Here is a 25,098-nt window from a genome sequence, read left to right on the forward strand (position 1 = left end):
GCGGCCACTGGCCGCCCATCAGCGCATAGATCTCAACGGGCTTTCCAGAAATCGTTACACCGAGTTCATATGATTTCCCGGTGAACGGCGCAAAGCGTTTGCACGCTTCCTCGTAGAAGCGGCTGTTCCGATACTTCTTGTTCGTCAGGTCGATGGCGTAGAGGCCATAGAAATATCGCGGCTGACTCTGGAGACTCTCGACAATCTGGCCGAGATTGCGGGCGAGAATGGCGTTCCGCGGCACGGTGGTCTGCCAGGCCGTATCGAGTGCCCAGGCGGCGCAGGTCAGATGAGAAGCGCCGCAAATGCCGCAGGCGCGCGGAGTCACGACCAGACCCGCCTGCGGATCCTTGTCGCGCAGGATGATCTCAAACCCGCGAAACAGTTCCGCTTGCGTCCAGGCATTCGTTACGACGCCATTGTCCACTTCCACCCGAACATCCAGGTCTCCCTCCACGCGGCCAACGGGAGAAATGTCTAATGTTTGTACCGCCATGGTTGATCTCCTTTGTCGTTTACGAGATCCTGTAGAAAACGCTCACACCACGAAAATGTCTTGTTCGGCCCACGCCGGTGCCGCCGCCTTCGCCGCACTGGTTAGCGCGATGTAGCCCTTCTTATCGACCCCCTGAGGCAAGTCCTTAGGAACTCCCATCACCGTCTGTGTCTTGAAGACAGTCCCCGGCGCAAGATCAAAGAATGGGAACTCGGGCTCAGTGCACCCGAGGCAGGGCATGCCCGCGCGGGTCTTGGAGGATTGCCGATTCCAGAGGATACGATTGCAGGGAGAGTGGGTCATGGGACCCCGACAGCCAAGATCATAATAGAGGCAACCCTTCCGCTGGCCGAACTCGGTCGCTGAGACCTTGTACGCGAAATGCATGTTGCGCGTGCAGCCGGTCTGGGTGAAACTCTGGAAGAAGGTCTTCGGTCGCTGGAACTCATCGAGCCCGATGTCCTTCCCGCGTCCGGTCGCCACCGCCACGACGATCTGTGTGATCCAGTCCGGATGTGCCGGGCACCCCGGGATATTGACGACCGGCAGTCCGGCCTTCGAGCGGAATTCCTTTCCCAAAAACCCTCCATGATTGCGTTTGAGAAACTGGAGCCCTTGCGATTCACTCGGATTGGGCGCAGTGGCAGGAATGCCGCCCCAGGTCGCGCAATCCCCGACCGCCACAACATAGTTCGCGACATTACAGAGATCACGGACCCACTGTTTCATCGGCCGTCCGGCAAATCGATTCCATTCGCCGGTGCCGTTCGGGGCGTTGACCACTGTCCCTTCAAACACAAAGATGTCCAATGGAATCTTTCCCGCCACGCAATCCTTGAGGATCTTCTGGAGGTTATCTCCCAGCTCTACGCCGAGGGAGGGATGCCAGAGGACGTTGATCCCAAAGTCCGTCACGAGGTCACAGGCGCTCGGTTCTTCCGCGTTGAGAAAGGACATCGTGTTGCCGGAACAAGCACCGCCTTGGAGCCAGAGTAGATTCGCCATGGTTCGGTCCTCCGCTGGATAGATCGAGTGGGAATTCGAGATGCACGCGCTTCGGCATAAGCGCAACAATTGGACCAGCGCGAACAGAGTTGACCTCGCCGCGTACGAAGGGTGTGCTTCCAATCGAAAAGACAATGACTTACGCGGAAGGCGGGAAGGCCGGACGGCGCGCCCGCGAACAGAAGCAGTCGTGCTAACTATCTTTGCAAATGGCGGGGGATTGCAAAAGAACTATGCAGTTCCAGGTCAGACATCATCATCCCTGCCGATTCCCACACACGGGACACTCGACTTCCAAGGTGTAGCCGTACCAAATCCCCTGACAACGACTACACCAATGCCCATTGGTCTGTGTCTCGGCGAGACCCAGTTGACGTGCAAGAGCGGTTACACCGAGTTCATTGAGTTGAGCGGCAGATGTAGGCGCTTCGGAGGGTTCAGCCGGGTGGTTCCAGAGCGAAGCCCAGAATTTGCCAAACTCCTCGTCCCCCTTTCTTCGCTCAGGGTCATCGTGACTGGACATGGGTGATTCCTCCGGATGGTGCTGCCGCCAGCTTGTACCGGCGTATCTTATTGGCTAAGCCGACGCGCGAGAGTCCTAGTTCCTTCGCAACCTTGCTTTGGTTCCAGCGGTGGCGCAGCAGCGCCTGAGTCACCACCTGGGCCTCCAGCCGCTCCACCTTCTGTTTCAAAGTCCCGGCACCGTTGATCAGGTTCATCTCTTTCACCCGTGCGTCAGGAGGAACCACCTTGGCCAGGTCTTCGGACAAATGTTCTGTCGACAAGAATTCTCCATTCCCAGCGAGTGAGACCATTCGATGAATTTCGGTTTCCAACTCGCGCACATTGCCGGGAAAGGGATAGGCCTGCAGATGGCGCATGACCTGCACCGTAATCCCGGCAACCCGGCGGTTCATGAGCTCGGAAAATTTTCTCGAAAAGTATTCGGCCAGCACTGGAATATCTTCGACGCGCTCGCGCAACGGCGGAATGATTAACTCGAACCCGCGCAGACGATAGTACAAATCCTTCCTAAAGGTTCCGGCCTCGACCAGTTCTTTAATCGGCCGGTTTGAAGCAGCCAGGATTCTGACGTTTGCCTTGCGTGTTTTTTCAGATCCCAGGGGTTTCACCTCGCCCTCCTGCAAGAACCGTAGCAGGCTGACCTGAAAAGATGGGGAGACTTCAGAAATCTCATCGAGGAACACTGTTCCGGCATCTGCAGCCACGAACAGCCCAAGCCGGTCGCTGATGGCTCCGGTAAATGCCCCTCGTTTGTGGCCAAACAGCTCAGACTGAAGCAGTTCGTCGGGGAGCGCCCCGCAATTCTGGGCTAGGAACGGGAATTTCTTCCTGTCGCTGAATCCGTGGATCGCCCGCGCCATCAGCTCCTTTCCGGTTCCGGTTTCTCCTTGAATCAACACGGGCAGATCGGTCGCCGCGGCTTTCCGCGCGAGGTTACAGACCTCCAACATACTGTCGCTGGCGAATACCAGCTTGTCGAATTCATAACTGTCCCTGATGAGCTTGGTGAGGTGTTCCTTATGGCTTCGGAATGCTCCATCAGAAAACTTCAGCTCGCGGCTCATCAGCCGATGACGCCGCGCCAGTTCCCTACTTTCGAGTGCTCGATCGATCAGTAATCGGAGATGCCAGGGCGGACAGGGCTTCGGAATGACCTGATAGACCGCCGCTTCCTTGATGATCTTCTCGATATCCGGGAGGTCGCACGAATCCGTGACCAGGATACGGATCACATCAGGGTAGCGCACGCGCGCGTCATGGAAAAATTCCGCCCCCCTGATGTCCGGGACCCCGTCATCAAACAAGACGAGATCGATCTTTTCCTTAGCCAGGATCGTCCAGGCCTCCTTGCCGGATTGGACACCGCGCACCTTGTAATCAGCTTTCAGGAAATTGACGAGGGCGCGGCGACTACCGGGATCCGATTCCACGATCAGGAGGGTTTCCTCGTCTCGAGTAGACATGCAACTGTCCTTACACTCTGATAAGCACGTTTACAATCTACCAGCTTCGATTCGACCAGATCAAGACCATTTTCTCTGAACTTGACGGTCAGAGATTGTGTCTAGAGCGACAACCCGAACCGGGCGTATTCCATCCTGGCCCATGGCACTCCGGCTACCGCTCGTGGGAGGAATTTGTAAAGGTCAGAGCCTTGTTGCCGCCGCACGCTCGCATCCCGGTCACGATTGAGTATTGGCTTGGGACCCGCCAGGCCGAGACCATGAGCCTCGAGTGGCCTCACGTGTACTTCAATCATCAGAGCCGCACTGTTGAGATCCGGCTCGCGTCCGAGTCTACGAAGACGGACGAGGAACGCGTGGCCGTGATGGGCGGGGACCTTTACGAGGTCCTCGCTGCATGGTATAAGCAGACCCTGCAGTTCCATCCGGATTGCCGGTGGGTCTGTCACCTCGACGGGAGAAAGCTGGCTTCGATCAAGACTTCCTGGCGAACCGCCTGCGTCGCAGCGGGACTCGGGCGATTTGACAATCCCAAAGGGCGTTTTGTAGGGAATCGGCGCTATCGTGGGGCGTTAATCCACGACTTCCGTCGAATTGCGGTCAGTAACATGGAAGATGCCGGCGTGCCAAGAAAGGTTGCGATGGCGATCAGTGGCCACAAGACCGATTCTGTTTACCGTCGCTACCACATTGTGAAGAGATCAGACCTCGTTGAAGCAGGCCGGAGGCTCCTGGATCACCACGAGCGCGAGCATGGTCGCGGTGAACAGTTGGTGAACAGTGCGGGGTCGGACCGCTCGGCGGGCAAGACTAAAGTCCTTTAGAAATCAATGACGTGGCGGTGTAGCTCAGTTGGTAGAGCAGCGGACTCATAAGCCGCGGGTCGGCCGTTCGATCCGGCCCACCGCCACCAAACCAAGCTCGCTCGACCCGGAGCCCTTCCTGTGGTTCTTAGCGACGGGATAGAACCATTCGACTTTCTTCTATTCTAATACCAATCTTTGGTTGACCCGCTGGCTAATTTTCGTTTTTTCGTGATTGATGCCAGCGGATAAGCCCCTTAGACTTTCTTATACTCCAAACCGCACTTCGTGTGACCCTCTCGCTTTTCATTTCTTAATAGCGCCTGGATAAACACCGTCTGAGTTTGGTCGGTCTGATCTTCCAACTTGCCCGTCTGACTTTAGTAAGAACCTCCTTGCGAATCTGGGTGGAGCATGATTTTTTGATGCACAGAGCAAGACCAAACCCCGAGTTATGGATCTTCATGCAAGCTGGGGCAGTATGACCCAGTGAGCTCAGCGCCTGGTGGAGCAATCTACCTCTCTGTCAGAGCCTTTCGATTGACTACGCACAGAAAGAGTAGCACTTATGAAGAAAGCCCAGCATCTAGGCGCCTACCGATTGTGAGTATGCCAATTGCTTCTTTTTGTACGAGACTCTCCTGGTCGGAAGGATCAGAGAGATCGACACCTGTCCGGACATTCTCGATGAGGCTGGTGAAAGGCGATCAAATACAAGCCGTCGTGCTGGCCCTGTTCCTTGGTGTGGCCTCGTTGGTCAGTTCCGGCTGCGGAGTGCACATGGCCTTCACGCACCCCACTTTTGTCGACACTGCGGCATTGGAGGCAGGAGTCGGGTGGTCACGGGAGGCGGTCATAGAAAAGCTGGGGGCTCCGCGGTCCAGTGTACGAAATGCCGACGGCACCCGGGTGGAACTGTATGAGTTCTATGAAGAATTCGAGACTGGATCGAACGTCGGTCGCGGCCTTGGTCACCTGGCCATGGACATCTTTACGTTTGGGGTGTGGGAAATTCGTGCCACGCGGACGGAGTACGCGATTAGAGGAGACAAACTGACAGGACAGGCGACCTTCGACAAGGACGACCGACTCACGTTGTTCCGAGTCCTGGGGGTAGAGTTCACTGAGCCCGAACCAATCTACACGTGGCAACCAACGTATGAGGGATATTGATCCTCAATGGCAACGGAGGTCTCTACGCAGCCCAAATGAAAACCATCATCGTGGTGTTGGGACTCTCCCTAGCAAGTTCTGCTTGTTCTAGCGGCACCTTTAGTGGCGCCTCTATGGTCCAAAGCAATTTTGTGGACAAGCCGGAATCTCCCACCGCCCTAGACGAGAGCCACGTGGTGGTGTGGGGCAACCATGCGGAGGCCGAGCTGATTCTCCTCCAGTGGCTGAGGGAATCACAACGATTCCTCGCTCCCGATCCTCGCATGCAAATGGCCTTCACCGATTTGCGCGGTGAGCTGAAAGCTGTTCCTGACGATGCCGACATCATTGAGCTGGCTCGTCGCGTTGGCGCAGACCATGTACTCATTGCCGAGGTGGCGATTAAGCCCGCCGGGAATACATCTGGCTCATTCACATACCTTGCGGTTCGACGCTTTGCCATACCATCACGAGCCTTCGTGTGGAGCAGCGTAGTACATTGCTCCCGCCCTGTCACAAATCCGCAGCCCGTGCTGCGCCAATTAGTACCGGTCGCCCTTGCCCTCGGGGCGCGCGACGGGGACAAGGGGAAGCTCATTGCGAGGGGCACTCGGATTTGCCGCGAAGAGTGATTCGGCTTGGCTGGAGAGTTCTCCATGATGACGCGGTCCTGTCGCATCCGAAGAGGTGTCACTGGTCGCGCTCACACAACCTGGTGGAGCTGGCGGTTTCTGGGGGCATGGACCGCCTGCTGCACCATTTTTGCCCTTGAGGGGTGCGAGTTGGCCGTAGGGATAGGTATGATTGGTGCCGCTGTTCAAGAGCACAAAGATTACGGGCGGAACGAGTTGCTCATAGAGGATGAAATCACCAAAGCACTTATGGACTACAAATCTAACGCTCCAAAGATCCGGATTGGGGATTCGCAAGACGCCGTCTTGCTTCTGCTCCCAAGGCAGCGGAAATACGGCGAGCGACCTTCGACCTTTAATTCCTCGATGTCGGACTTTTGGGCGTGGCAGGTGCGTAGGATCTTAGCCAAGCCGCCGAGATTTTACTTCGACAACGGCAGTCTTATTCAGATTTACTATTTCCGTAGCAGTCGGATACGGGATGACAGAGTGACCGATGATGAATTTACACCATACATATTTCGAGATGGTGTCTTAACATCAATTGGATGGCGAGTATTAGGCGGCCCAAACAGTTTTAGCAGCGCTCCCCATCCCTGAAGACTAGAACCTATCTCAAAATTGCTTCAGGAGCATGGTGATGCAGGCGAGTTGCACAAACCCGAGGAAGTTAGTGGCGTAGTACTCCCAACGAATGAGGAGGCGCCGTTTCCATTGCAGCCCGGCAAAGAACCGTTCGACGAGCCAACGGCGTTCGTAACGACGTAAGTGACGCCCATCTTGGGTCTTGAGTTTGCGCGTGGAGCGATGGGGCGCAATCAGGTTCACGCCGTCCTGCTGGAGGTCGCCATCGAGCCCATCGCTGTCATAGGCCCGATCGCCAATCAGATGCTCGGGTTTGGCCTCCAGCATGTAGAAGTCGAAACTGAGTTGGACCAAGGTGACTTCATGATGGTTCGCGGCATGCGTACTGACCGAGAGCGGCAGCCCGTGGCGATCCACAATCGCGAGAATCTTCACCGCCCTTCCCGCGTTTCGTGAGCCCAATGGCCTCGCCACCGCCCGTGGCTGCCGCAAATGTCGCGTCGATGAAGCTCTCCCGTTCATCAAGAGCGCCTTCGTCGCGCAGCGTATTGGCCAACTGGGTCAGTACCGCGCGCAGGACCTCCTGCTGACACCACTGGTGGAATCGGCGATGCACCGTCTTGTAGTTATGATAGCACTGCGGCAAGAACTGCCATTGCGCCCCGGTGTTCAGGATCCAGAGGACGGCTTCTCAGACGGCGCGGGTGGGGATCGGTTTGCGGCCAGGGCAATTATCCGGAAGGTGCTCTTCGGGAAAATGGCCTCGGATCCGCTCCCACTGATCATCGCGTAACCGCAGCATGATGGGACTTATAGAGAGGCAGTTCGTGGCGTCAACTATTTTGAGATAGGTTCTAGCCTCTCTTCATAGTCGCCGCCCAAGGGACGACACATTGGCCTCCTGTATTGTTTTTTCTTGATCGAATCCATTCTGATTCACACCTGACTCCACTCCACACGCACGCCGGTCCTAACCGCTCAATTTTCTACCACTGAGAGAAGTATTTATTCGGCATGAGGATTGCTGTGACAGTCGGTCCGTAGCTACGTACACTTACTAGGTCGTCTCTGATGATATAGACGTTCTTACCCGACACGGAGGGACAACGGAGGAAGCCATGAGAACCGCTATCGCAGACAGAGTCTCGCTGAGTGGGTTAATTGAGGGGTTCTCGCATTACGCAAAAACTGTGCGGGAGATTCTACAACATCCCTTTAAGTTTCCGGAGTCTCTGGACATGGACAGAGATGATACCTATCAGAATGCTCTCAGTTTTATTGTGTATTCGACGGCACTGGTGTTTTTTCTGCTCATCCCGATTTTCTCTAAATATGAGATGGAGGTATCGAAGATCACCTTCCTGATGCGATACTTATGTCTGTTCGCGATGTATGCTACTCTCTCGCATGTGGGGCTTCGATTCATTGCCAGATCTAAGAGTAGCATTCGAAGCACCGCGGTTGTCTATGCCTATCTCTTTGGAATCACCCTTCCGCTAAATACACTTCTTTTGTACCCGGTGTACTTCAGTTTCGGTCCAGCTGCACTGTTTGGGCTCCCGGAAGATTATGTTCGCTTGGCCTCCTTCTATGAGGAGCATGTATACCTTAATCTCTACGTAAACGTCGTCTGCAACTTGCTATTCGGTATATTCATGACTTTGGTTACGCTCTCGTGGTTTTCGAAAACTCACCACGTAGGAAAAGCCCGGGTCTTTTTATCCCTATTTCTGACGGGTAGTATCGGTGGCGTCATCCAAATCTTGGTGCTCCACGAGGTGTTTGGTGTAACGTTTGAGTTAGTCGAGCAATGGCTGAAATACGCGTAGCGCGAACGTGTAGCGTTTCTGCCTTGTGGGCACTGGGTTAATGAAGCTTACGCTACATCCTCGCCATACTAGTCCTTTGTACTCTCACCTCCAGAGGGAAGCGATCGCCGGTAAACCTGTGACCTCCATCAGGATAGTAGCTGGCGAACAGAAACTAGGAAGGCAATGTACATTGCCGAAGTTTCTGCCCGTCGTCTTGGGATTATGCATACTGGTCAACTATGGTGAAGCTTCCGGCTTTACCGGTGATGTCGTCGGAGTCCTCGACGGGGACACGATCGAGGTCTTGCACGACCGGAAAGCCCAAAGGATTCGTCTCCATGGCATTAATTGCCCCTAAGAAGGGTCAGGCATTCGTCAACAACGCTAAGCAAGCGCCCCCAGCCATAGTCTTTGCTCTGGATGGGATGCTTGAGATTCATGGTAACAACAAATACAGGCGGATGCTTGACGACGTGCGACTCATTGCGCAGCGGGTACTGTGCATTTAGGCGGCCTATTGCTGTCCCTTCCTGTCCATGTATCTCCGCTACCAATGCATTAAACCTAACGTTACATCACGTATTACTTAACTCATAAGCCGCGAGTCACCCGTTCGATCCGGGTCACCGCCACCAAACCGCATAAAAACGCCGACATTGCCGAACGGGGGAGCGGGGATCCCTTGTTGGCGGCACCCGATAAATTCCTTCAGCAGCCTCCTTTGGTACCGCACTCGTGCGTATGCCGACTAATTGTCGTATCATCATTGTCCGACGGATAAACGCCTTCAGTATTCTCTCACTCTAAACCAATCAAGCTTGTACCGGCCGCGCTTTATCGCTACTTGTCGGCCTGGCTAACGGTGTCTTGGACGAAAACTCTACATCTTCGACTGTCTTGGCTCCTTTGATTTGATACCCTGGTTTCACATTCCTTCCTGGCGTACAGTAGGAGAACTCTTTAGCTAAGAGATCCATCCATGCACCCCGAGCTCCGGCAAGCCTATGAGGCGGAATTGACGCAGGCGGTCGCCCTGTATGAGACAAATGCACTGGACCAGGCGTTTTTCCACCTCGAGCGGGCGCACATCTTGGGACAATCGTTTGCCATTACCCACGCTCGAACTCATTGGTGGATGTTCAAGATCGGTTGGAAACGCCGCGATGTCGTAGAAATTACCGGCCAGATTCCGAGGATCCTAGGGGCACTCCTGTTTTCTCGAATGTGGGTGCCGGTCGGAAATACTGGGGGTGCACGAGTGCCGCCTTTCAAATCCATGCCGATTCCTGAAGATCTGAAGAGGTTGCTGAACAAATATGGGCGAGGTGTCAAAACCGTCTAACGAATCGAAGCGGACCTGCCGCCGTTATTCTTCCCGGAGCCCTTCGATGACCGGTTGTTTCGCTGCCCATCGAGCGGGAAGATACCCGGCCACCAGGACAGCAATGACTGCCAACAGCACCGCCTGAATGAGTGCGCCGACCGGAATGATCATCTGGATCGTCCATCCGAAGGACTGCTTGTTGATCACCTTGATCAGCAAGAGAGACAGCAAGCCTCCGCCGATAAGCCCCAAGCCGATCCCTATCATGCCGAGGTAGGCAGCCTCCCATAACACGAGCTGTCGAACTTGCTCCTCGCTGCCGCCGATGGCGCGTAAGGTTGCAAATTCTCGGCGGCGTTCGAGGACAGAGGTCACGAGTGTATTGATGATCCCCAGCATGGCAATCACGACCGCGATGGCTTCCAGCACATAGGTGAGAAGAAAGGTCCGATCGAAGATATCGAGGATTTCTTCCCGCAACTCCGTGTTGCTGATTACGAGCGGGGGAAGCAACCTGGCATCTTGACCATTCAGTTGAGCCGTGATCCTTTCTCTGACACGATCGATATTGGCCCCCGGGCGCACGTACACGGGAAATACCGTGGCCCAATCATCGTGCCAGAGTGACTGATAAAGCGCCCGATCCATGAGGAGCTTCCCTCCGTCCGTCGAATAGTCGTAGAACACGGCTATGATGGGGAAGCGAGTGGGACCGCTCGGCGTGATAATTTCCAATATCGACCCCTCCTCCACGCCAAGCCGGTTGGCCAGCACCTCCGAGACAAGGAGGCCACCGGTATCAGCGGCTCGCCTGAGCTGTTCTGACGAATCTCCCCTACGCACGAGATACCGGCTCCATTGGGCGTGCAACCGCAGATCCCGCGAGACGACAGCCACTCGTTGGCCATTTATCTCTATTCGTACGTCGCGATAACTATCGACCGCCGCCACATCAGGGAGGGAAGACAGGAGGTTCAGCCACGTAAGCGGGAGACTTCGACCGACACTCCCGATCTCCGTGCCCCGCAGCCACATCGAAGGGGCCACGACCAGATCGGCAAGAACGGTATCGGTGACCCATAGCTCAACCGTATGCCGAAAACTTCGCACCATCACCAGCACGCCGATCATAATGGCCAAGCCCACCATCAAGGCTGAAACAGTGACTCCGTTTCGACCGGGACTGCGGGATGCATGCTCCACCGCGATGCCCCTCATGATCCCCTGCGCTCCCCTTCCTTCACGCTCCAAAGATCGGCGTCGACGAGGCCATCCAGTCACACAGATCGGGGCTAGACAGGCGAGCCCGGCCAACAGCGCTAACGTCGCGGCATACCCCGAGACAGGAACCCCACCGATGGGCCCGGGAAGACTTAAGAGCCCTGTGACCATCAGCAAGCTCACCCCCATCACGGCGAGCATCCCCACTCGTAGCTGCTGACTCGCTTCATAGTCTCCGGGGGCCAACGCCCGGACGGTTGTCGTGCGGCTGGCATCCAGACTTGGTCCGACGGCACCGATCATGGACACCACGCACCCAATCGCGACTCCTTCCAGCATCATTCCCCAGAATCGGCCGGCCCAGAGGAGTCCTCCCTCGCCGGCACCCACAGGTGCATAGAGATCTGATATGGTTCGACTCAGCAGTGCCACAAGCTCTTGAGCCAACACCATTCCAGTTGCACTTCCGACGATGCCTCCCAAGAATCCGAATAATCCGGCCTCCAGCAGAAACAGAATCGCTACCCGAGACTGAGTCATCCCGATGGCCCGATAGATTCCGATTTCCCGTCTCCGCTGGGCGACCGCGAATGCCATCGTGTTGTAGATCAAGAACATCCCGACCAACAGCCCGACCCAGCTCAATACCGTCAGATTCAGGCGGAAGGCGCGTATCATTTGCTCGACTTGTCTCGTTCGATTGGCCGGCCTTTCTACCGTTATGTGAGGCGGCAGAACAGCTTGTATGCCCTTCGCCACCTTCTCGATGGATGTGTTTTCGTCGGTCACGATATCGATACGATCCACTTTGCCGACCATTTCAAAGGTAATCTGTGCGGCGGCAATATCCATGACCACCATGCGTTCCCATGAGGACGGCTGCTCAGACTCATTGTGGAGAACCCCGGCCACCCGACAGGTGAGACGCCTGGGCCCGACCAGCAGATCGACCGTGTCATCGATTGACAGGTTCCACTCAGCGGCCAGCTTGCCTCCCAAGAACACCGCTTGCGGATGAATCATACCCATCAGCTGACTTTCCGTCGTCGGTTGCTCCATGCGAAACCCACGGGTATTGAATTCCGCCAACAGATCCAAACCAATGACTTGGACCGCTTGGTCGGCTTGCTCTCCGTTCATATGAACTACCGTTTGGAGAATTATCGGCGAGGCCGATGTCACACCGACGATGGTCCGGACTCGGCGAATGACCTGTTCATCAAACCCGGTCTCACCTCCGGACACCTCCAAGGTGGTGGGGCCAGCCACCGTCATGACGGCCTGTTCAAAAGACCGCAGCACGTCGACATTGGCGGTCCGCACGGCCACGGACGCCGATACTCCGAGAGCCACTCCGGCGATCGTCAGCAGTGTGCGTAACGGCCATTGCCGCACATGAGAGGTGAGGAGAAGGAGCAACGCCCTGAAAAAGGCAGGCATCTAGTGTGAGAATAACATTAAGCTAGGAGAGCTTCCAGGGGACCCACCTGCGCATCTGCCCTTTCGGCGGATATCAGGGGTTTCGTTTACACATTTCAGGTCGTTTGCTAGACTGACTACAGAACTGCTGAGAGGAGTCCAGATGGCACGAAACAAAAACACCGCCGCGCTTCGGTTCCATCGGGTTGAACACCGTCCCAAGTCCGCTCTGCACATTACGCCCCGCCAACGGGAGATCCTCCGATTGGTGGCGCTGGGCCATACCAATCGCGAAATCGCCGGAGCACTCGACATCAGCGTTCGGACGGTCGAAGTTCACCGTTTCAACCTCATGCGTCGGCTCAATGTTCGCAATGTTGCTCAACTCCTGCGTCAGGCCCTCCAACACAATTTGTTGCCTCGCAACTTCGGCAGCAAATAGATTCACAATTCCTTGATCCGTCCCCGGCATTCCTGAATCGAGCGGTATCCTTTCCGTGTCAGGACCGCGGTCAATTCCGCTTCCAATCGGTCGAACGCATCGACCCCTTCTTCCACCAACACCGTCCCGATTTGGACCGCCGACGCACCGCACAGGAAATGTTCGAATACATCGATCCCCTCGACGATCCCACCGGTACCGATGATCGGAATCTTCCCATCGAAAAACTTATAGAAGGCCCGAACGTTCGCCAATGCCACGGGTTTGATCAATCGCCCGCCTAACCCACCAAATCCACCTTTGGGCTTAATGACGACGCTTTCCCGTTCCGGGTCCACCACCAGACCGTTGCCCACTGAATTGATCAGGTTGAGAAAGTCGACGCCACAGCGTCCGAGCACCTTCCCCATGGCCTCATGATGCGCCGGATCAAAGTACGGTGGCAGTTTCACTCCCATGGGAACCGTGATGAGACGGCGAACCTTCTTGAGCACCCGCTCAGAGGTTTCCGAGTCGTAGCCGATTTGAGGTTTACCTGGAATATTGGGGCAGGACAAATTGACCTCGATGAGGTCCGGCTGAGCCGCATTGATGGCTTCCGCAATGGTCGGAAAATCCTCCTCTCCAAGTCCAGCCACGCTGGCGATCACGGGCTTTCCGAACCGTTTGAGCTGAGGGATCAACTCCGCATAGGCTCGATAGCCGAGATTCGGCAGCCCCATTGAGTTGATGGACCCTCCGGGAAATCCGTGATACCGGGGCATCGGGTTGCCTTGACGTGGCTCAATCGTCATTGACTTCGTCACGATCGCCCCCGCGCTGGATTTCCCTAACGCCTCGAGTTCGTCCCGTGTGACGCAGAGCGCTCCCGACGCATTCATAAAGCAGCTGTGAAAGGTCACACCGGCTATCGTTGTCGAAAGGTCGGTCATGGCAACGCCAGTTCGGTAATCCGTTCAGTGCGGGACACCAGCTGTCCGTCTCGCATGGTCCACACATAGTCGGCGGATTGTGCGGCCTGCGCACTATGGGTCACCAACAAAACCGTCTGGCCTCCGGATATCGCGAGCTTGCGTAGGAGCGCCATAACGTCCGCTCCTTGATGAGAATCGATATTGCCTGTCGGCTCATCGGCCAAGAGCAGCCGGGGGCGATGGGCCAAGGCCCGTGCGATCGCGATTCGTTGTTGTTCCCCACCGGACAATTCAGCCGGTCGATGTCGGCGACGGTGAGTCATGCCCACCTTCTCCAACATTTCCTCTACTAGCCGCAAGATCTTTTGCCCGTCTTCTCCTCGCAACAGCAGAGGCAGCGCGATGTTTTCCTCAGCGGTCAATCCATGAACTAAATGAAAGGCTTGGAACACAATCCCGATCGTTTCACGTCTGAGCTTCGTCCATTCATAGCTGGTGAAATGTTGAGTGGATCGTCCGTCCAGCACGATCTCCCCCGAAGTCGGCAGATCCAAACCCGCGACAAGATTCAGAAGAGTGCTTTTTCCACAGCCGCTGGGCCCCACAAACGCGCAAAATTCGCCGGATGTAATCTCTAAACTCACGTCACGCAAGGCCGTGACGACAGCTTCCCCACGCGAATAGGTTTTCGAGAGTCGCTTCAATGTCACCATCGGCGGCCCGTTCTTTCCGACGACTGATCGCTGGTTCGGGGCATTCTTATTCGTATAGCATAATAAATCGAAACCCGACAACCTTGACACCGGCCGGTTCTCCGCCATAAAGAATGACGGATGAATACTGGTCACAGACAGCCCATGCTCACTCAAGTCACAGAATCAATCCCAGGTCTCGTACGACGTGTGATCAGGTTTTTTCTTCCTGTTCATTGTTCACGTTGCTGTTCACTTCTGACCGATGACCCTATTCCTCATTTTTGCTCGGACTGCTGGAACACGCGCTCCCTGATGTCTGAAGCTCGATGCGCCCGTTGCGACCGCCCCTTCCCTTCTTCCATTGCCATGACCTACAGTCCCAACCATATCTGCCACACGTGCGCGGAACGTCCACCTTCCTATACAAGAGCCTGGACGTTGTACCCTTATACCCCTCCACTCCAGCAAGCCATTTGCCTCTTCAAGTATCAGGGCAAAGTTTCACTGGCGGCTCCACTTGCCGCCCTCATGATCGCCAAATTGCCTCCGCTCAACTCTATTGATGTGATCATGCCAGTGCCCTTGCATCGTGAGCGACTCCGTCAACGTGAGTTCAACCAGTCCTTGCTGCTCGCCGATCACATCGGGCGTTATCTCAATAGACCAGTCGTCTATACCAATCTGATCCGCACTGCTCCGACTCCGGCCCAAACCGCCCTTTCCCGCAAAAGCCGCCTAAAAAACCTTCGTCGAGCCTTTGCCGTCCGACGCCCTGAGTCCATCATCAAGCAGCGCATTCTGGTGATCGACGACGTCTTCACGACCGGCACCACGGTGAATGAATGTGCAAAGGCTCTGCGCAAAGCTGGCTCTGCCGACGTCTTCGTCATGACCCTCGGGCGAACCGTGGGCTTCGATATGGTCCCAGACCGAGTCCTGGCTCAACATCCTTATCGTTTGTGACGTGTGAGGAGGGTCAATCCATGCCGATTTACGAATACTCATGTCAGGAATGCCGTAAGCGAAGTTCATTTTTGATAATGAACCCCCATCAATCGCGTACGATCACCTGTCAGCATTGTGGCAGCTCAACGTTGGAGCGCCTGCTATCCCGATTCGCTGCACCCAAGTCGGACGAGTCCCGGCTCAAGTCTCTCGCGGACCCTGCCAACCTGAGCGGACTTGATGAATCCGATCCTCGGAGCGTCGCCCGTCTCATGAAGAAAATGGGGGAAGAGATGGGTGAAGACGTGAGCGACGTGGAAGCCATGCTGGACCAACCCGGGAACGATGAGGCAGCAGTTGATCATAGCGACAGTGTATGACATGTCCTGTCATATATTTTCGCTTGACATTCTTCCGGAGGTCTCTAGAATGACCTTCATACTGGAGGCGGTATGTGTATTCCTCGCTCTGGTAGCAGGTGGAGTAATGAGCAGGACCCCACAGACCGAACTGATGACGGCGACGGAAACATGCCGGTTTCTCAAGATTACTCAACGGACTCTCTATCGCTATCTTCGAAGTCGGCAGATTCCTGCCTTCAAGCTGGGCAAGGAATGGCGATTCGTCCGTTCGGACCTCGAACAATGGATTCGCGACCGAACCAGAACCGTCGTGAATTCCTAACCATAGGATTTCGCCATGTTTGCCGGTGAATATCTTTGCAAAGTCGATGAGAAAGGGCGATTCATCGTCCCCTCACCAATCCGTGAGCAGATCGAGGCCGACGGCCAGACCGTCATGTTCCTGAAGGGCCCGGAACAGTCTTTGTTGATCTATTCCGCGCGAGAATGGGAAAAGGTCCTCGACCGGACCAGAACGACTCTCGACGAAGACCAGAGCCGTCTGTTCATGCACTTTGTCGTGTCCGAAGCCGGTTCGTCGGACATCGATAAGACTGGACGGATCTTGATTCCAGGTCGTTTGCGAAAACTCGTTCCGGTCGATGAAGATCAAGAAATCATCCTCGTCGGTCTGTATCACCGAATGGAACTCTGGAATCCGAGTGAATGGCGTCGATATCTTGCCCGCACCGAAGATCGCTTTGAACAAAATATGGCGAAGATCATGAACCTCCTCTAGTTCAGCTCCATGCCATCCGACCAGCGACCGTACAACTTCCGTTTATCAAAAATTCGCCTTCCTGCAACATCGCATCATGGGGTTCCACCTTCTCCATCTACACCCAAAAAGTTATCACGGATCAACGGGACAACGGTATTGCTGAAATCCGATCCATCGAACCACAAGGTCACTCTGGAACCATCACGGTATCCTCCCGTCGTCACATCGGATGCATTCACGGTCACATTGCCCGTCCCTCCCAGCATCAACCATCAATATGCGACGGTAAATGGACGTCGTGTGTTATCCTCCGCCGGACGTGCGTATAAGACATGCGTCGGCCAGCAAGTCTGGCTGGAATTAGCCCGTTCTCCTGCCAGAGTTTTCTTGCGGGATCGACTACAATCGGGACCGCTCTCGCTCTCCATCCGATTCTTTTTTGCGTCCGCCTTGAGGCGTGACCTCGACGGCGGCCTCAAGATCGCCCAAGATGCGCTCTGCGAAGGGCTTGGCCTCAACGACAATCGCATTGTTGAAACCCATCTCTACAAACAGGTCGACAAAACCGCCCCTCGTATCGAAGTTTCGCTCTCGCTCCTTCCTCTGCCTCATCACTGACCGCTTATCCGCGGCCCCCGCTCAGCTACAGTTCTCTCCGGTTCCTGCCGATACCTGAGGGAGCTCCTTCTGAAGCTGTTGGGTGGAACTGGGCATTCCATGGCAACCACGCGCATCCCCATCGGTGAGCTTCGAGTGGGAATGTATGTCGCTCGTCTGGACCTCTCATGGTTTCGTTCGCCCCTGCTCCGCCATTCATTTCTGATCGAGCACCCGTCCCAGATTGAAAAATTGATACGCGCAGGAGTGAAGATGGTCGACATCGATCCCGATCGAGGAATCGCTTCTCAGCCACAACTCGTGTCGGACCCCATGTGTGGGTCAACCGAAGCAGCGCCGCCTTGCAATACGAAGCGACCCAAGCCTTTGGCTCAGTTGAACGAAGAATATGCCCAAGCGAAGCTGGCCAAACAACAGCTGGATCACGCTGTCCAGTCCGTTTTTACGACTATTACCAAGACCGGGACGGTCGACTCTCAGCAGGCGGCGGAAGCGGTCCAAGAAATCACGATCGCGATGAGAACGCTCACTGACTCCGCCATTTTCATGGCGTTGAATCAAAACCGAGCCGGCGATTCCTCGCTCAGCCAACACGCCCTCACGACCTGTACGTTGTCGCTGGTCCTAGGACAGGCGACCCAACTCAATCCCTTGGAACTGCATGAATTGGCAACCGCCGCGCTCTTGCACGATATCGGGCTCTTGCAGATCCGTCCGATCCTTGTCCGTCGGGTTCACACCGCATCAGGCCTTTCTGAGACCGACCGACGAGAATGGGAGACCCATCCCCGTCGCGCAGTGCTGATGTTGGAGCGACAAAGTCGAATGGATCCCCCCATACTCCAATTGATCGCAAACCATCACGTCTACCTTGATGATAGCGGATATCCGCAAGAGTCACGTGGGCAGTTTACCTCCGAGCGTACTCGTATCCTGATGATGGTGGATCGATACGACGAATTGATCACAGGATTCGGAGGAAGCGCTCCACTGTCTCCCCATCAGACATTTCAACGTCTGTACCATGAGGCGCAACAAGGCAAGCTCGATCCAGGAATCTTGTCGTCGTTCATCGCACGAGTCGGTATCTATCCAGTCCATAGTCATGTGCGACTGAATACGCGGGAGTTAGCAGTGGTCACAGAACTGAACCGGGAGAAATTGCATCAACCGATCGTCACGATTACCCATCAATCAGGAGGTACCGAGTATCCGGCACCATTTGTCGTCGACCTCGCACACCAGACCGACGAACCTCAGGTCCGAGCCATCGAAACGATCGTCGAAACGGATTCCCAAGACGAGAACGCCAGGAGACGCCACTGTTATTCGTAGCGCAATGCCTCGATGGGATTCAGCCGAGACGCTTTGTTGGCAGGATACAAACCAAAAAATAAGCCGACGACGATGGAGAAACCGAATGCCGTCGCGACCGCGCTACCGGAGATAACGGTGGGCCAGCCGGCAATCATCGTCGTTAAGCGGGCTGCAAACACCCCGAATAGAATGCCGATACAACCACCAACCACGCTGAGCGTCGTCGCCTCGATCAGAAATTGTATCAGGATATGGGCTCGTTTGGCCCCTACCGCCATCCGCACTCCGATTTCCCTTGTCCGCTCCGTCACCGAGACGAGCAAGATATTCATGATCCCGATACCGCCCACGAGCAACGAGACTGAGGCAATCGACAACAGCATCACGGTTAGTGTCTGGCTCGTCCCTTCCTGCACCATTGCAGCATCGAATTGAGTGCTGATCCTGAAATCATCCAGCTGCTCGCCCTGTAAACGATGCCGGGCTCTCAACACTTCTCGAATCTGTTCTACGGCATCAGGCACATCCTCGGTTCGATCCGTGGATGCATAGACAGCACCGACCGACCCGAGGAACAACGTCCCTAAGACTTTTCTTTCCGCAGTCGTGAAAGGAATGAAGACGACATCGTCTTGATCTTGGCCTACAGAGCTCTGCCCTTTCGGGGAAAAAACGCCGATGACACGGAACGGAACATTTTTCAGGCGAATCACGGCTCCCACTGGTTCTTCCCCCGGTTCAAAGAGATTTTCCACTACTGTCTGTCCGAGAAGCGCCACACGAGCTGCCGTATCCAAATCCGCTTGCGTAAAAGGGCCCCCGCTGCTGTAAGACCAGTCTCGGATCGCGAGGACGCCTGGCGACGTTCCATAGACCATGGCGTTCCAATTACGGCTGCCATTCACGATCTGCATCGCCTCGCGTTTGGACCAACCGGTCTCCGCTAAAAGAGCGACCTTCTTCTTCAAGTCAAGTGCGTCAGCCACGGTTAGCGTGAAAGCCCCCCCCTGCGCGCCGCGTACACCCCCGACTGTAGTGTAGTTGGGCCAGATGTAGATCGTATTCGTTCCCATGGTAGCTATCTGTTTCTGCACAGCAAGTTTCGCCCCTTCGCCGATGCTCACCATCGCGATGACCGCCCCGACACCGATGACGATGCCTAGCATCGTTAAACCGGCGCGGAGCCTGTTTCGACTTAGGATCCGCAACGCCGTGACGACGGTCAACCATATGAAAGCCGTCATTTACTGTCCCACGAGACGCGAGCGCCCCTCGGTCGGTCGGTCGCTTAATATTTGGCCATCCTTGATGGTGATCTGCCGCCATGCGTAGGCGGCAACATCAATCTCATGAGTTACCAAGATCACCGTGATTCCTTCCTGATTCAGTCCATCAAGAATCCCCATGATCTCTTGGCTGGACTCAGTATCCAGGTTTCCGGTCGGTTCGTCGGCCAATAACAACGAGGGAGCGGTCACCAACGCCCGCGCGATGGCCACCCGTTGCTGTTGACCGCCGGAAAGTTGCGTCGGGGTATGATGCTCACGTCCACTTAATCCGACACGTTCGAGTGCGGAGAAAGCCAGAGCCCGCTGCTCCTTCAAGGGAAGTCCCCTGTAAAACAGCGGCAATTGAGCATTTTCCAAAGCGCTGGTGCGAGGAATGAGGTTGAAACTCTGAAACACGAATCCGATTTGCTGATTCCGAATTTCCGCCAATCGGTCCGGCGGCAGCCTTCCGACCTCGCTCCCGTTCAGCCTGTACTGTCCCTTGGTCGGTTGGTCCAAGCACCCGAGGATGTTCATCAGCGTAGACTTGCCCGACCCACTGGAACCCATAATCGCCACGAACTCGCCCTGCTGTATGGTGAGATTCAACCCTCTCAGCGCTTGTACTTCAACATCGCCGACTCGGTAAATCTTCCAAATATCTTCACAGACGATGAGTGCGGTCACATGATTACCCCGGACTATGGATGCCGAAGCCCGGCATGGAAGAAGAGTACTATGGTCGCCAGACGGTTCACTCCTCCACTGGCTGAGTGACCGCACGTCAAACAATATTCGGTGGGCAGTCGCAAGCCTCAACGGGATCGAGGACGCTGTTGGTTTCCAAAGCCCGGAGGTAAGTCGCTGCTTTTTCGATCGCCGATCGGACGATCGATACCAACGACAACCAGATCACCTTCCACCAGATCACCGGATAGGATTTCCGTGCTGACGCCGTCCGAAATACCGGGTTGGACCGACAGAGGCACTATGTCGCCGTTTTCTATTTGCTTCCAGATGGTTTTCGACGTCAGAGATCGTGTATCCACCCTGACAGGACGGCCGCCATCTCCTTTTCCCGTTTTCCCATCGGCCTCCCCAGGACTGCCTTCACCTTTCGGAGGCACAAACCGAAGAGCTGCGTTGGGAAGCTTGAGAACCTGGTCTTTCTGTTCCACCACGATGGATACATTGGCGGTCATACCGGGTTTCAATCGTAACTCCTTATTCTCCACACCAACGACCACGTTGTAAGTGACGACATTCTGAATGCTGATCGGCGCGAGACGTACTTGTTTGATCGTTCCGGTAAAGGACATTCCCGGATACGCATCCACCGTGAAGACGGCTTCCTTGCCTTCCGCCATGCCCCCGATATCCGACTCACTCACGTTGGTATCGACCTGCATCTTCGTGAGATCAAGAGCGATCAAAAACAAGTTTGGCGTTGCAAAGCTGGCCGCGACCGTCTGACCGACCTCGATGTTGCGGGCGACGACAATTCCATCCACGGGTGATCGAATGATCGTGTACTTCAGTTCCAGTTCGGTCGCGTTCAATGCCGCTTCTGCCTGCTTCACCTGAGCCTCCGCAACCCGCAGCTGTGCTTCGGCACTTTGGTAATTTGTCAGCGCGACATCGACGTCGTTTTGTGAAACAAATTGCTGCGGCAACAACGATTGAACGCGGTCAAGTTCACGCCTTCGCTGCGCGAGATCAGCCTTCGCCCGTGCAACGGCTGATCGCGCCATTTCCAAGTTGCTGGCAGCCTGTTCCCGGCGAGCCTTGAACGGTTCTGGATCAATGACAGCGACGATGTCCCCGGCTTTGACATGCGAATTGAAGTCGGCATGGAGGCTCTTGATCATACCCGATACTTGCGAGCCGACCTGAACCGACACAACCGGGTTGATGGTCCCCGTCGCGCTGACCACAGAAATAACCTGACCACGATCGACCGCCGCAGTTCGGTATCGAATGGGCGGCTTCCGCTCCCCATTGAAAAACACGTAGCCGCCGATCGCCATTCCGATGGCCACGATACTGAGAATGTAGCCGATACGTCGCATACATTGGACGCTCTATCCATCGAGCGCTGGTGTATCCTATCAGGAAGCCGACAAGGGATGCACCTGTCCTTCACCTGAAGCGGACGAACCCTCCCTCAAACACTGTGTTGAGCTTATCATGAGACGTTCCCCTTACCAAGGGATGAGATCACCCGGTGAACGAACGCTGAAAAGTGCCGTCTTTGGGAGAGGGAGATTACGGATTAGCTGGCGAGAAACCGTTCCAGGAACGTCGTCGACACATGGCCTTTCTGGAAATCAGGATCATCGAGGATTCGGCCATGAAGCGGGATGGTGGTCTTGATACCTTCGATATGAAATTCGCTCAGTGCGCGTCTCATGCGAGCTATGGATTCCTGTCGATCCCGTCCATAGGTGATTAATTTCGCAATCATGGAATCGTAGTACGGAACGACGACCGATCCGGTCTCCATTGCCGAGTCGACCCGCACCCCAAAACCTCCGGGCGGACTGTATTTGGTGATCGTTCCCGGTGAGGGCGTGAATTTTTCTGGATCTTCCGCGTTGATACGGCACTCGAGACTGTGCCCGGTAAGCACGACATCTTGTTGCCGAATCGAAAGGGGCTGACCGGCAGCCAGACGAATCTGCTCCTTGATCAAATCGATGCCGGTTACCATTTCAGTGATGGGGTGTTCCACTTGGATACGGGTATTGACTTCCATGAAATAAAATTGGCGATCCTTGTCGAGTAAAAACTCCACGGTACCCACATTCCTGTAATGCGCGGCTTTCACCGCCTCCACGGCGACTCGACCGATTTCCCGACGCAACTTCTCATCGACGACCGGAGATGGAGTTTCCTCCACCAGCTTTTGATGCCGCCGCTGAATCGAACAATCTCGTTCTCCAAGGTGGACGACGCGACCGTATTGATCGGCCAAAATCTGCACCTCGATATGGCGCGGTTCCAGGAAATACCGTTCAAGGTACACTCCGTCATTGCCGAAGGTGGACTTCGCTTCAGCCTGAGCGGCCTGAAAGGCTCGGCCCAGGTCTTCGGCTCTGTTGACGACACGCATGCCTCGCCCTCCCCCCCCAGCCGTAGCCTTGATGATGACGGGAAAGCCGATCTTCTGCGCCGCCTGCAGGGCATCCTCCTCGCTGCGCAATTCACCTGGACTTCCGGGTGTGACCGGAAGACCTCGATTCGCCACGATCTCACGCGCCTTCGCCTTATCCCCCATCATGGCGATATTTTCCGAACTGGGTCCGATAAACTTCACGCCGATTGACTCGCACACCTCCGCGAAATGGGCGTTCTCGGATAGAAATCCGTACCCGGGATGGATCGCATCGACTCCCGTAATCTCCGCGGCGCTCAGGACGTTGGGAATATTTCGGTAACTAAGCGCTGATTCCGCCGGCCCCACACATACCTTTTCGTCGGCCGCTCGAACATGTAGCGAAAGTGCGTCGGCTTCAGAGTGAATCGCCACGGTCTTGATGCCAAGTTCCTTACAAGCGCGGATCACTCGCAACGCGATTTCTCCGCGATTGGCAACCAGAACTTTCTTAAACACGTCTCGGCTCCGATACAATGGCGAGGGATAGCCTTTAGAATGACCTATGAAGCGGCTTTGGGATCGATCAGAAACAGTGCTTGACCATATTCCACCGGTTTTGTGTTGTCCACCAGGATCTTGACCAGGCGGCCGTCAACTTCCGATTCAATTTCGTTCATGAGTTTCATCGCTTCGACGATGCACAGCACCTGGCCCTTCTTCACAGGATCCCCTTCTTCAACGTACGGATCGGCATCGGGAGATGGAGATCGGTAAAACGTTCCCACGATGGGGGAAGTGACCGTCACAAAACCGGTGCTCGCGTCCGATACCGATGTGGCGACTGCCGTAGGATGAACCGGCTGTTGAGGCGTGACGGGAACAGGCTCTTGCACTGATGTCGCCAACGATCTGGCGACAAGCTCATGACGGACGCGGATACGGACGCCTTGTCGTTCGAATTCCAGCTCGGTCAAATTATTGCGCCGAAGCAGATCGATGAGTTCCTGGATTTGCTTGGTCGAGCCTCCTGTGAGAGAGACGTCATGTCCTGTCTCGTTCGTAGCCCGAGGGAGCACAATACGACGAGCCTTAGCCTTGGAGTGAGTAGATCGACGACGACTCACCGAACACGCTCCACATAAGACCTGGTTCGAGTATCGATCCGGATAACGGTGCCGACCTCCAAATAGAGCGGAACCTTGATCGTCGCTCCCGTCTCAACAATCGCCGGTTTGGTTCCCCCGGACGCAGTGTCCCCTCGCACGCCCGGCTCCGCATCGACGACCTTGAGCTCAATGAAGTTTGGCAACTCGACGGCGATGGGCCGATGCTCGTATATGAGGATCTTGACGATCATATTTTCTTTCAACAAATCGGCGTTTTCACCTAATTGATTTCTTTCGAACGTCAATTGCTCGTACGTGTCCGTATCCATCAGCGTATAGGAATCTCCAGACGCGTAGAGGAACTGCATGTCGCGCTCTTCCAAATCGGGCTCTTCAAACCGTTCTCCGGAACGAAATGTCCGGTCCAACACATTTCCCGAAAGATAGCTTTTCAACTTCGTACGAACGAAGGCCCCGCCTTTACCGGGCTTTACATGCTGAAACTCGACGATATAAAAGGGTTCGCCTTCGACCATCAAACGCACGCCGCTACGAAAATCCACTGTGGAAATCACTCGCTACCCCTTTCTCTTAAGAACACTATCGAAGAACCCTACCGACGTGATGATTTCTTCCGTGCGCCCGTGACTTCGCTTCGCTTTCTAGCGGCGGTCATTCAGATCCCTTGGAGCTTGTCTTTAATATGTGTTCGCACAGTCCTCGCAAGGCTAAGAGATACCCGGTTGCACCGAACCCGGAGATTTGCGCCAATGCCACTCCCGACACATATGAATGTTGCCTGAAATCTTCACGCCGATAGATGTTTGACAAGTGGACCTCGATGGTGGGCAAATCGACGGCGGCCAGAGCATCCCGAATTGCAATGCTGGTGTGCGTATAGGCGGCAGGATTGATGATAATACCCCGATAGTCACCTCGGGCATCTTGAATCCAATTCACCAATTCTCCTTCAAAATTCGACTGACGAATAACAAGTTGGACTCCAAGTTCGCCACCCAGCTTCATCAGCGACGCATTGATCCTCTCCAAGGTCTCCGTCCCATAAATGGACGCTTCCCGATTGCCCAAGAGGTTTAGATTAGGTCCGTGAAGGACCAGGATGCGAGGCATGTCGCGT

27 protein-coding genes, 1 tRNA gene and 1 pseudogene are annotated in these 25,098 nt (G+C 55.2%); 15 read left to right on the plus strand and 14 right to left on the minus strand.

Annotated elements, in window-relative coordinates; genetic code table 11:
* The 3 genes and pseudogenes from A4E19_17190 to A4E19_17200 form a co-directional block, all read right to left on the minus strand.
* Positions 1-496: pseudogene (locus tag A4E19_17190) on the minus strand (cytochrome-c3 hydrogenase).
* A gap of 42 nt (positions 497-538) precedes the next feature.
* Positions 539-1,501 (minus strand): hydrogenase, encoded by a 963-nt coding sequence (locus A4E19_17195; GenBank protein ID OQW34660.1) that lies wholly within the window; start codon positions 1,499-1,501, stop codon positions 539-541.
* A 506-nt stretch (positions 1,502-2,007) separates the two neighbouring features.
* Positions 2,008-3,489 carry a hypothetical protein gene (locus tag A4E19_17200; GenBank protein OQW34661.1) on the minus strand — a complete coding sequence of 494 codons (1,482 nt, stop codon included), beginning with the start codon at positions 3,487-3,489 and terminating at the stop codon, positions 2,008-2,010.
* A 191-nt stretch (positions 3,490-3,680) separates the two neighbouring features.
* On the opposite strand from A4E19_17200, the gene A4E19_17205 reads away from it, so the two are divergent.
* The 5 genes from A4E19_17205 to A4E19_17225 all read left to right on the plus strand — a co-directional run bounded on the left by A4E19_17205 (position 3,681) and on the right by A4E19_17225 (position 6,676).
* Positions 3,681-4,313, plus strand: a complete 633-nt coding sequence (locus A4E19_17205; protein ID OQW34662.1) for a hypothetical protein — start codon at positions 3,681-3,683, stop codon at positions 4,311-4,313.
* 13 nt (positions 4,314-4,326) lie between these two features.
* Positions 4,327-4,402, plus strand: a tRNA-Met gene (locus tag A4E19_17210).
* 577 nt (positions 4,403-4,979) lie between these two features.
* Complete coding sequence (locus tag A4E19_17215) at positions 4,980-5,465, plus strand: hypothetical protein (protein OQW34663.1); 486 nt, start codon at positions 4,980-4,982, stop codon at positions 5,463-5,465.
* Entirely contained in the window at positions 5,462-6,076 is a 615-nt protein-coding gene (locus A4E19_17220; GenBank protein OQW34664.1) for a hypothetical protein, read from the plus strand. The genes A4E19_17215 and A4E19_17220 overlap by 4 nt, the downstream gene beginning before the upstream one ends.
* Before the next feature lie 24 nt (positions 6,077-6,100).
* Positions 6,101-6,676 (plus strand): hypothetical protein, encoded by a 576-nt coding sequence (locus tag A4E19_17225; GenBank protein OQW34665.1) that lies wholly within the window; start codon positions 6,101-6,103, stop codon positions 6,674-6,676.
* 15 nt (positions 6,677-6,691) lie between these two features.
* Here A4E19_17225 and A4E19_17230 read toward each other — a convergent pair whose 3' ends face one another.
* Positions 6,692-6,988, minus strand: a complete 297-nt coding sequence (locus A4E19_17230; protein ID OQW34820.1) for a transposase — start codon at positions 6,986-6,988, stop codon at positions 6,692-6,694.
* A 283-nt stretch (positions 6,989-7,271) separates the two neighbouring features.
* Between A4E19_17230 and A4E19_17235 the strand changes: the two genes are divergently transcribed.
* The 3 genes from A4E19_17235 (at position 7,272) to A4E19_17245 (ending at position 9,814) form a co-directional block, all read left to right on the plus strand.
* The gene (locus A4E19_17235; protein OQW34666.1) at positions 7,272-7,454 is read left to right on the plus strand and encodes a hypothetical protein; all 183 of its coding nucleotides are present in this window, start codon (positions 7,272-7,274) and stop codon (positions 7,452-7,454) included.
* 325 nt (positions 7,455-7,779) lie between these two features.
* A complete protein-coding gene (locus A4E19_17240; protein OQW34667.1) occupies positions 7,780-8,490 on the plus strand; it encodes a hypothetical protein in 711 nt (236 codons plus the stop codon).
* Between the two features lie 961 nt (positions 8,491-9,451).
* A complete protein-coding gene (locus tag A4E19_17245; protein ID OQW34668.1) occupies positions 9,452-9,814 on the plus strand; it encodes a hypothetical protein in 363 nt (120 codons plus the stop codon).
* Positions 9,815-9,838: 24 nt separating this feature from the next.
* Here A4E19_17245 and A4E19_17250 read toward each other — a convergent pair whose 3' ends face one another.
* Positions 9,839-12,457 (minus strand): hypothetical protein, encoded by a 2,619-nt coding sequence (locus A4E19_17250; protein ID OQW34669.1) that lies wholly within the window; start codon positions 12,455-12,457, stop codon positions 9,839-9,841.
* 142 nt (positions 12,458-12,599) lie between these two features.
* On the opposite strand from A4E19_17250, the gene A4E19_17255 reads away from it, so the two are divergent.
* The gene (locus A4E19_17255; GenBank protein ID OQW34670.1) at positions 12,600-12,878 is read left to right on the plus strand and encodes a hypothetical protein; all 279 of its coding nucleotides are present in this window, start codon (positions 12,600-12,602) and stop codon (positions 12,876-12,878) included.
* Between the two features lie 2 nt (positions 12,879-12,880).
* On the opposite strand, the gene A4E19_17260 is transcribed toward A4E19_17255, so the two are convergent.
* Both A4E19_17260 and A4E19_17265 read right to left on the minus strand, forming a co-directional pair.
* Positions 12,881-13,810 carry a dihydroorotate oxidase gene (locus tag A4E19_17260; GenBank protein ID OQW34671.1) on the minus strand — a complete coding sequence of 310 codons (930 nt, stop codon included), beginning with the start codon at positions 13,808-13,810 and terminating at the stop codon, positions 12,881-12,883.
* Complete coding sequence (locus A4E19_17265) at positions 13,807-14,505, minus strand: hypothetical protein (protein OQW34821.1); 699 nt, start codon at positions 14,503-14,505, stop codon at positions 13,807-13,809. The genes A4E19_17260 and A4E19_17265 overlap by 4 nt, the downstream gene beginning before the upstream one ends.
* Positions 14,506-14,925: 420 nt before the next feature.
* On the opposite strand from A4E19_17265, the gene A4E19_17270 reads away from it, so the two are divergent.
* The 6 genes from A4E19_17270 to A4E19_17295 all read left to right on the plus strand — a co-directional run bounded on the left by A4E19_17270 (position 14,926) and on the right by A4E19_17295 (position 18,507).
* The gene (locus A4E19_17270) at positions 14,926-15,450 is read left to right on the plus strand and encodes a hypothetical protein (GenBank protein OQW34672.1); all 525 of its coding nucleotides are present in this window, start codon (positions 14,926-14,928) and stop codon (positions 15,448-15,450) included.
* 20 nt (positions 15,451-15,470) lie between these two features.
* Entirely contained in the window at positions 15,471-15,812 is a 342-nt protein-coding gene (locus tag A4E19_17275; protein OQW34673.1) for an FmdB family transcriptional regulator, read from the plus strand.
* 106 nt (positions 15,813-15,918) lie between these two features.
* Positions 15,919-16,116 carry a hypothetical protein gene (locus tag A4E19_17280; protein ID OQW34674.1) on the plus strand — a complete coding sequence of 66 codons (198 nt, stop codon included), beginning with the start codon at positions 15,919-15,921 and terminating at the stop codon, positions 16,114-16,116.
* A gap of 15 nt (positions 16,117-16,131) precedes the next feature.
* Positions 16,132-16,572, plus strand: a complete 441-nt coding sequence (locus A4E19_17285; protein ID OQW34675.1) for a hypothetical protein — start codon at positions 16,132-16,134, stop codon at positions 16,570-16,572.
* 138 nt (positions 16,573-16,710) lie between these two features.
* Entirely contained in the window at positions 16,711-17,172 is a 462-nt protein-coding gene (locus A4E19_17290; protein OQW34676.1) for a hypothetical protein, read from the plus strand.
* Positions 17,173-17,271: 99 nt separating this feature from the next.
* The gene (locus tag A4E19_17295) at positions 17,272-18,507 is read left to right on the plus strand and encodes a hypothetical protein (protein OQW34677.1); all 1,236 of its coding nucleotides are present in this window, start codon (positions 17,272-17,274) and stop codon (positions 18,505-18,507) included.
* Here A4E19_17295 and A4E19_17300 read toward each other — a convergent pair.
* The 7 genes from A4E19_17300 to A4E19_17330 all read right to left on the minus strand — a co-directional run bounded on the left by A4E19_17300 (position 18,498) and on the right by A4E19_17330 (position 25,091).
* Positions 18,498-19,733 (minus strand): multidrug ABC transporter substrate-binding protein, encoded by a 1,236-nt coding sequence (locus A4E19_17300; protein ID OQW34678.1) that lies wholly within the window; start codon positions 19,731-19,733, stop codon positions 18,498-18,500. The genes A4E19_17295 and A4E19_17300 overlap by 10 nt on opposite strands.
* Positions 19,734-20,444, minus strand: a complete 711-nt coding sequence (locus A4E19_17305) for a macrolide ABC transporter ATP-binding protein (GenBank protein ID OQW34679.1) — start codon at positions 20,442-20,444, stop codon at positions 19,734-19,736. It abuts the gene before it with no gap.
* 128 nt (positions 20,445-20,572) lie between these two features.
* Positions 20,573-21,826: a hypothetical protein gene (locus tag A4E19_17310; protein OQW34680.1), complete on the minus strand. Its 1,254-nt coding sequence runs from the start codon at positions 21,824-21,826 to the stop codon at positions 20,573-20,575.
* Positions 21,827-22,029: 203 nt separating this feature from the next.
* Positions 22,030-23,370 (minus strand): acetyl-CoA carboxylase biotin carboxylase subunit, encoded by a 1,341-nt coding sequence (locus A4E19_17315; protein OQW34681.1) that lies wholly within the window; start codon positions 23,368-23,370, stop codon positions 22,030-22,032.
* 44 nt (positions 23,371-23,414) lie between these two features.
* Positions 23,415-23,978 (minus strand): hypothetical protein, encoded by a 564-nt coding sequence (locus tag A4E19_17320; GenBank protein ID OQW34682.1) that lies wholly within the window; start codon positions 23,976-23,978, stop codon positions 23,415-23,417.
* Positions 23,975-24,535, minus strand: coding sequence for an elongation factor P (locus tag A4E19_17325; GenBank protein OQW34683.1), 561 nt, complete (start codon positions 24,533-24,535; stop codon positions 23,975-23,977). Before A4E19_17325 ends, A4E19_17320 begins: the two co-directional genes overlap by 4 nt.
* Positions 24,536-24,632: 97 nt before the next feature.
* Positions 24,633-25,091, minus strand: a complete 459-nt coding sequence (locus A4E19_17330; GenBank protein ID OQW34684.1) for a 3-dehydroquinate dehydratase — start codon at positions 25,089-25,091, stop codon at positions 24,633-24,635.
* Between the last annotated feature and the right edge of the window lie 7 nt (positions 25,092-25,098).

Source organism: Nitrospira sp. SG-bin1 (assembly GCA_002083365.1).
Lineage (GTDB): Bacteria > Nitrospirota > Nitrospiria > Nitrospirales > Nitrospiraceae > Nitrospira_D.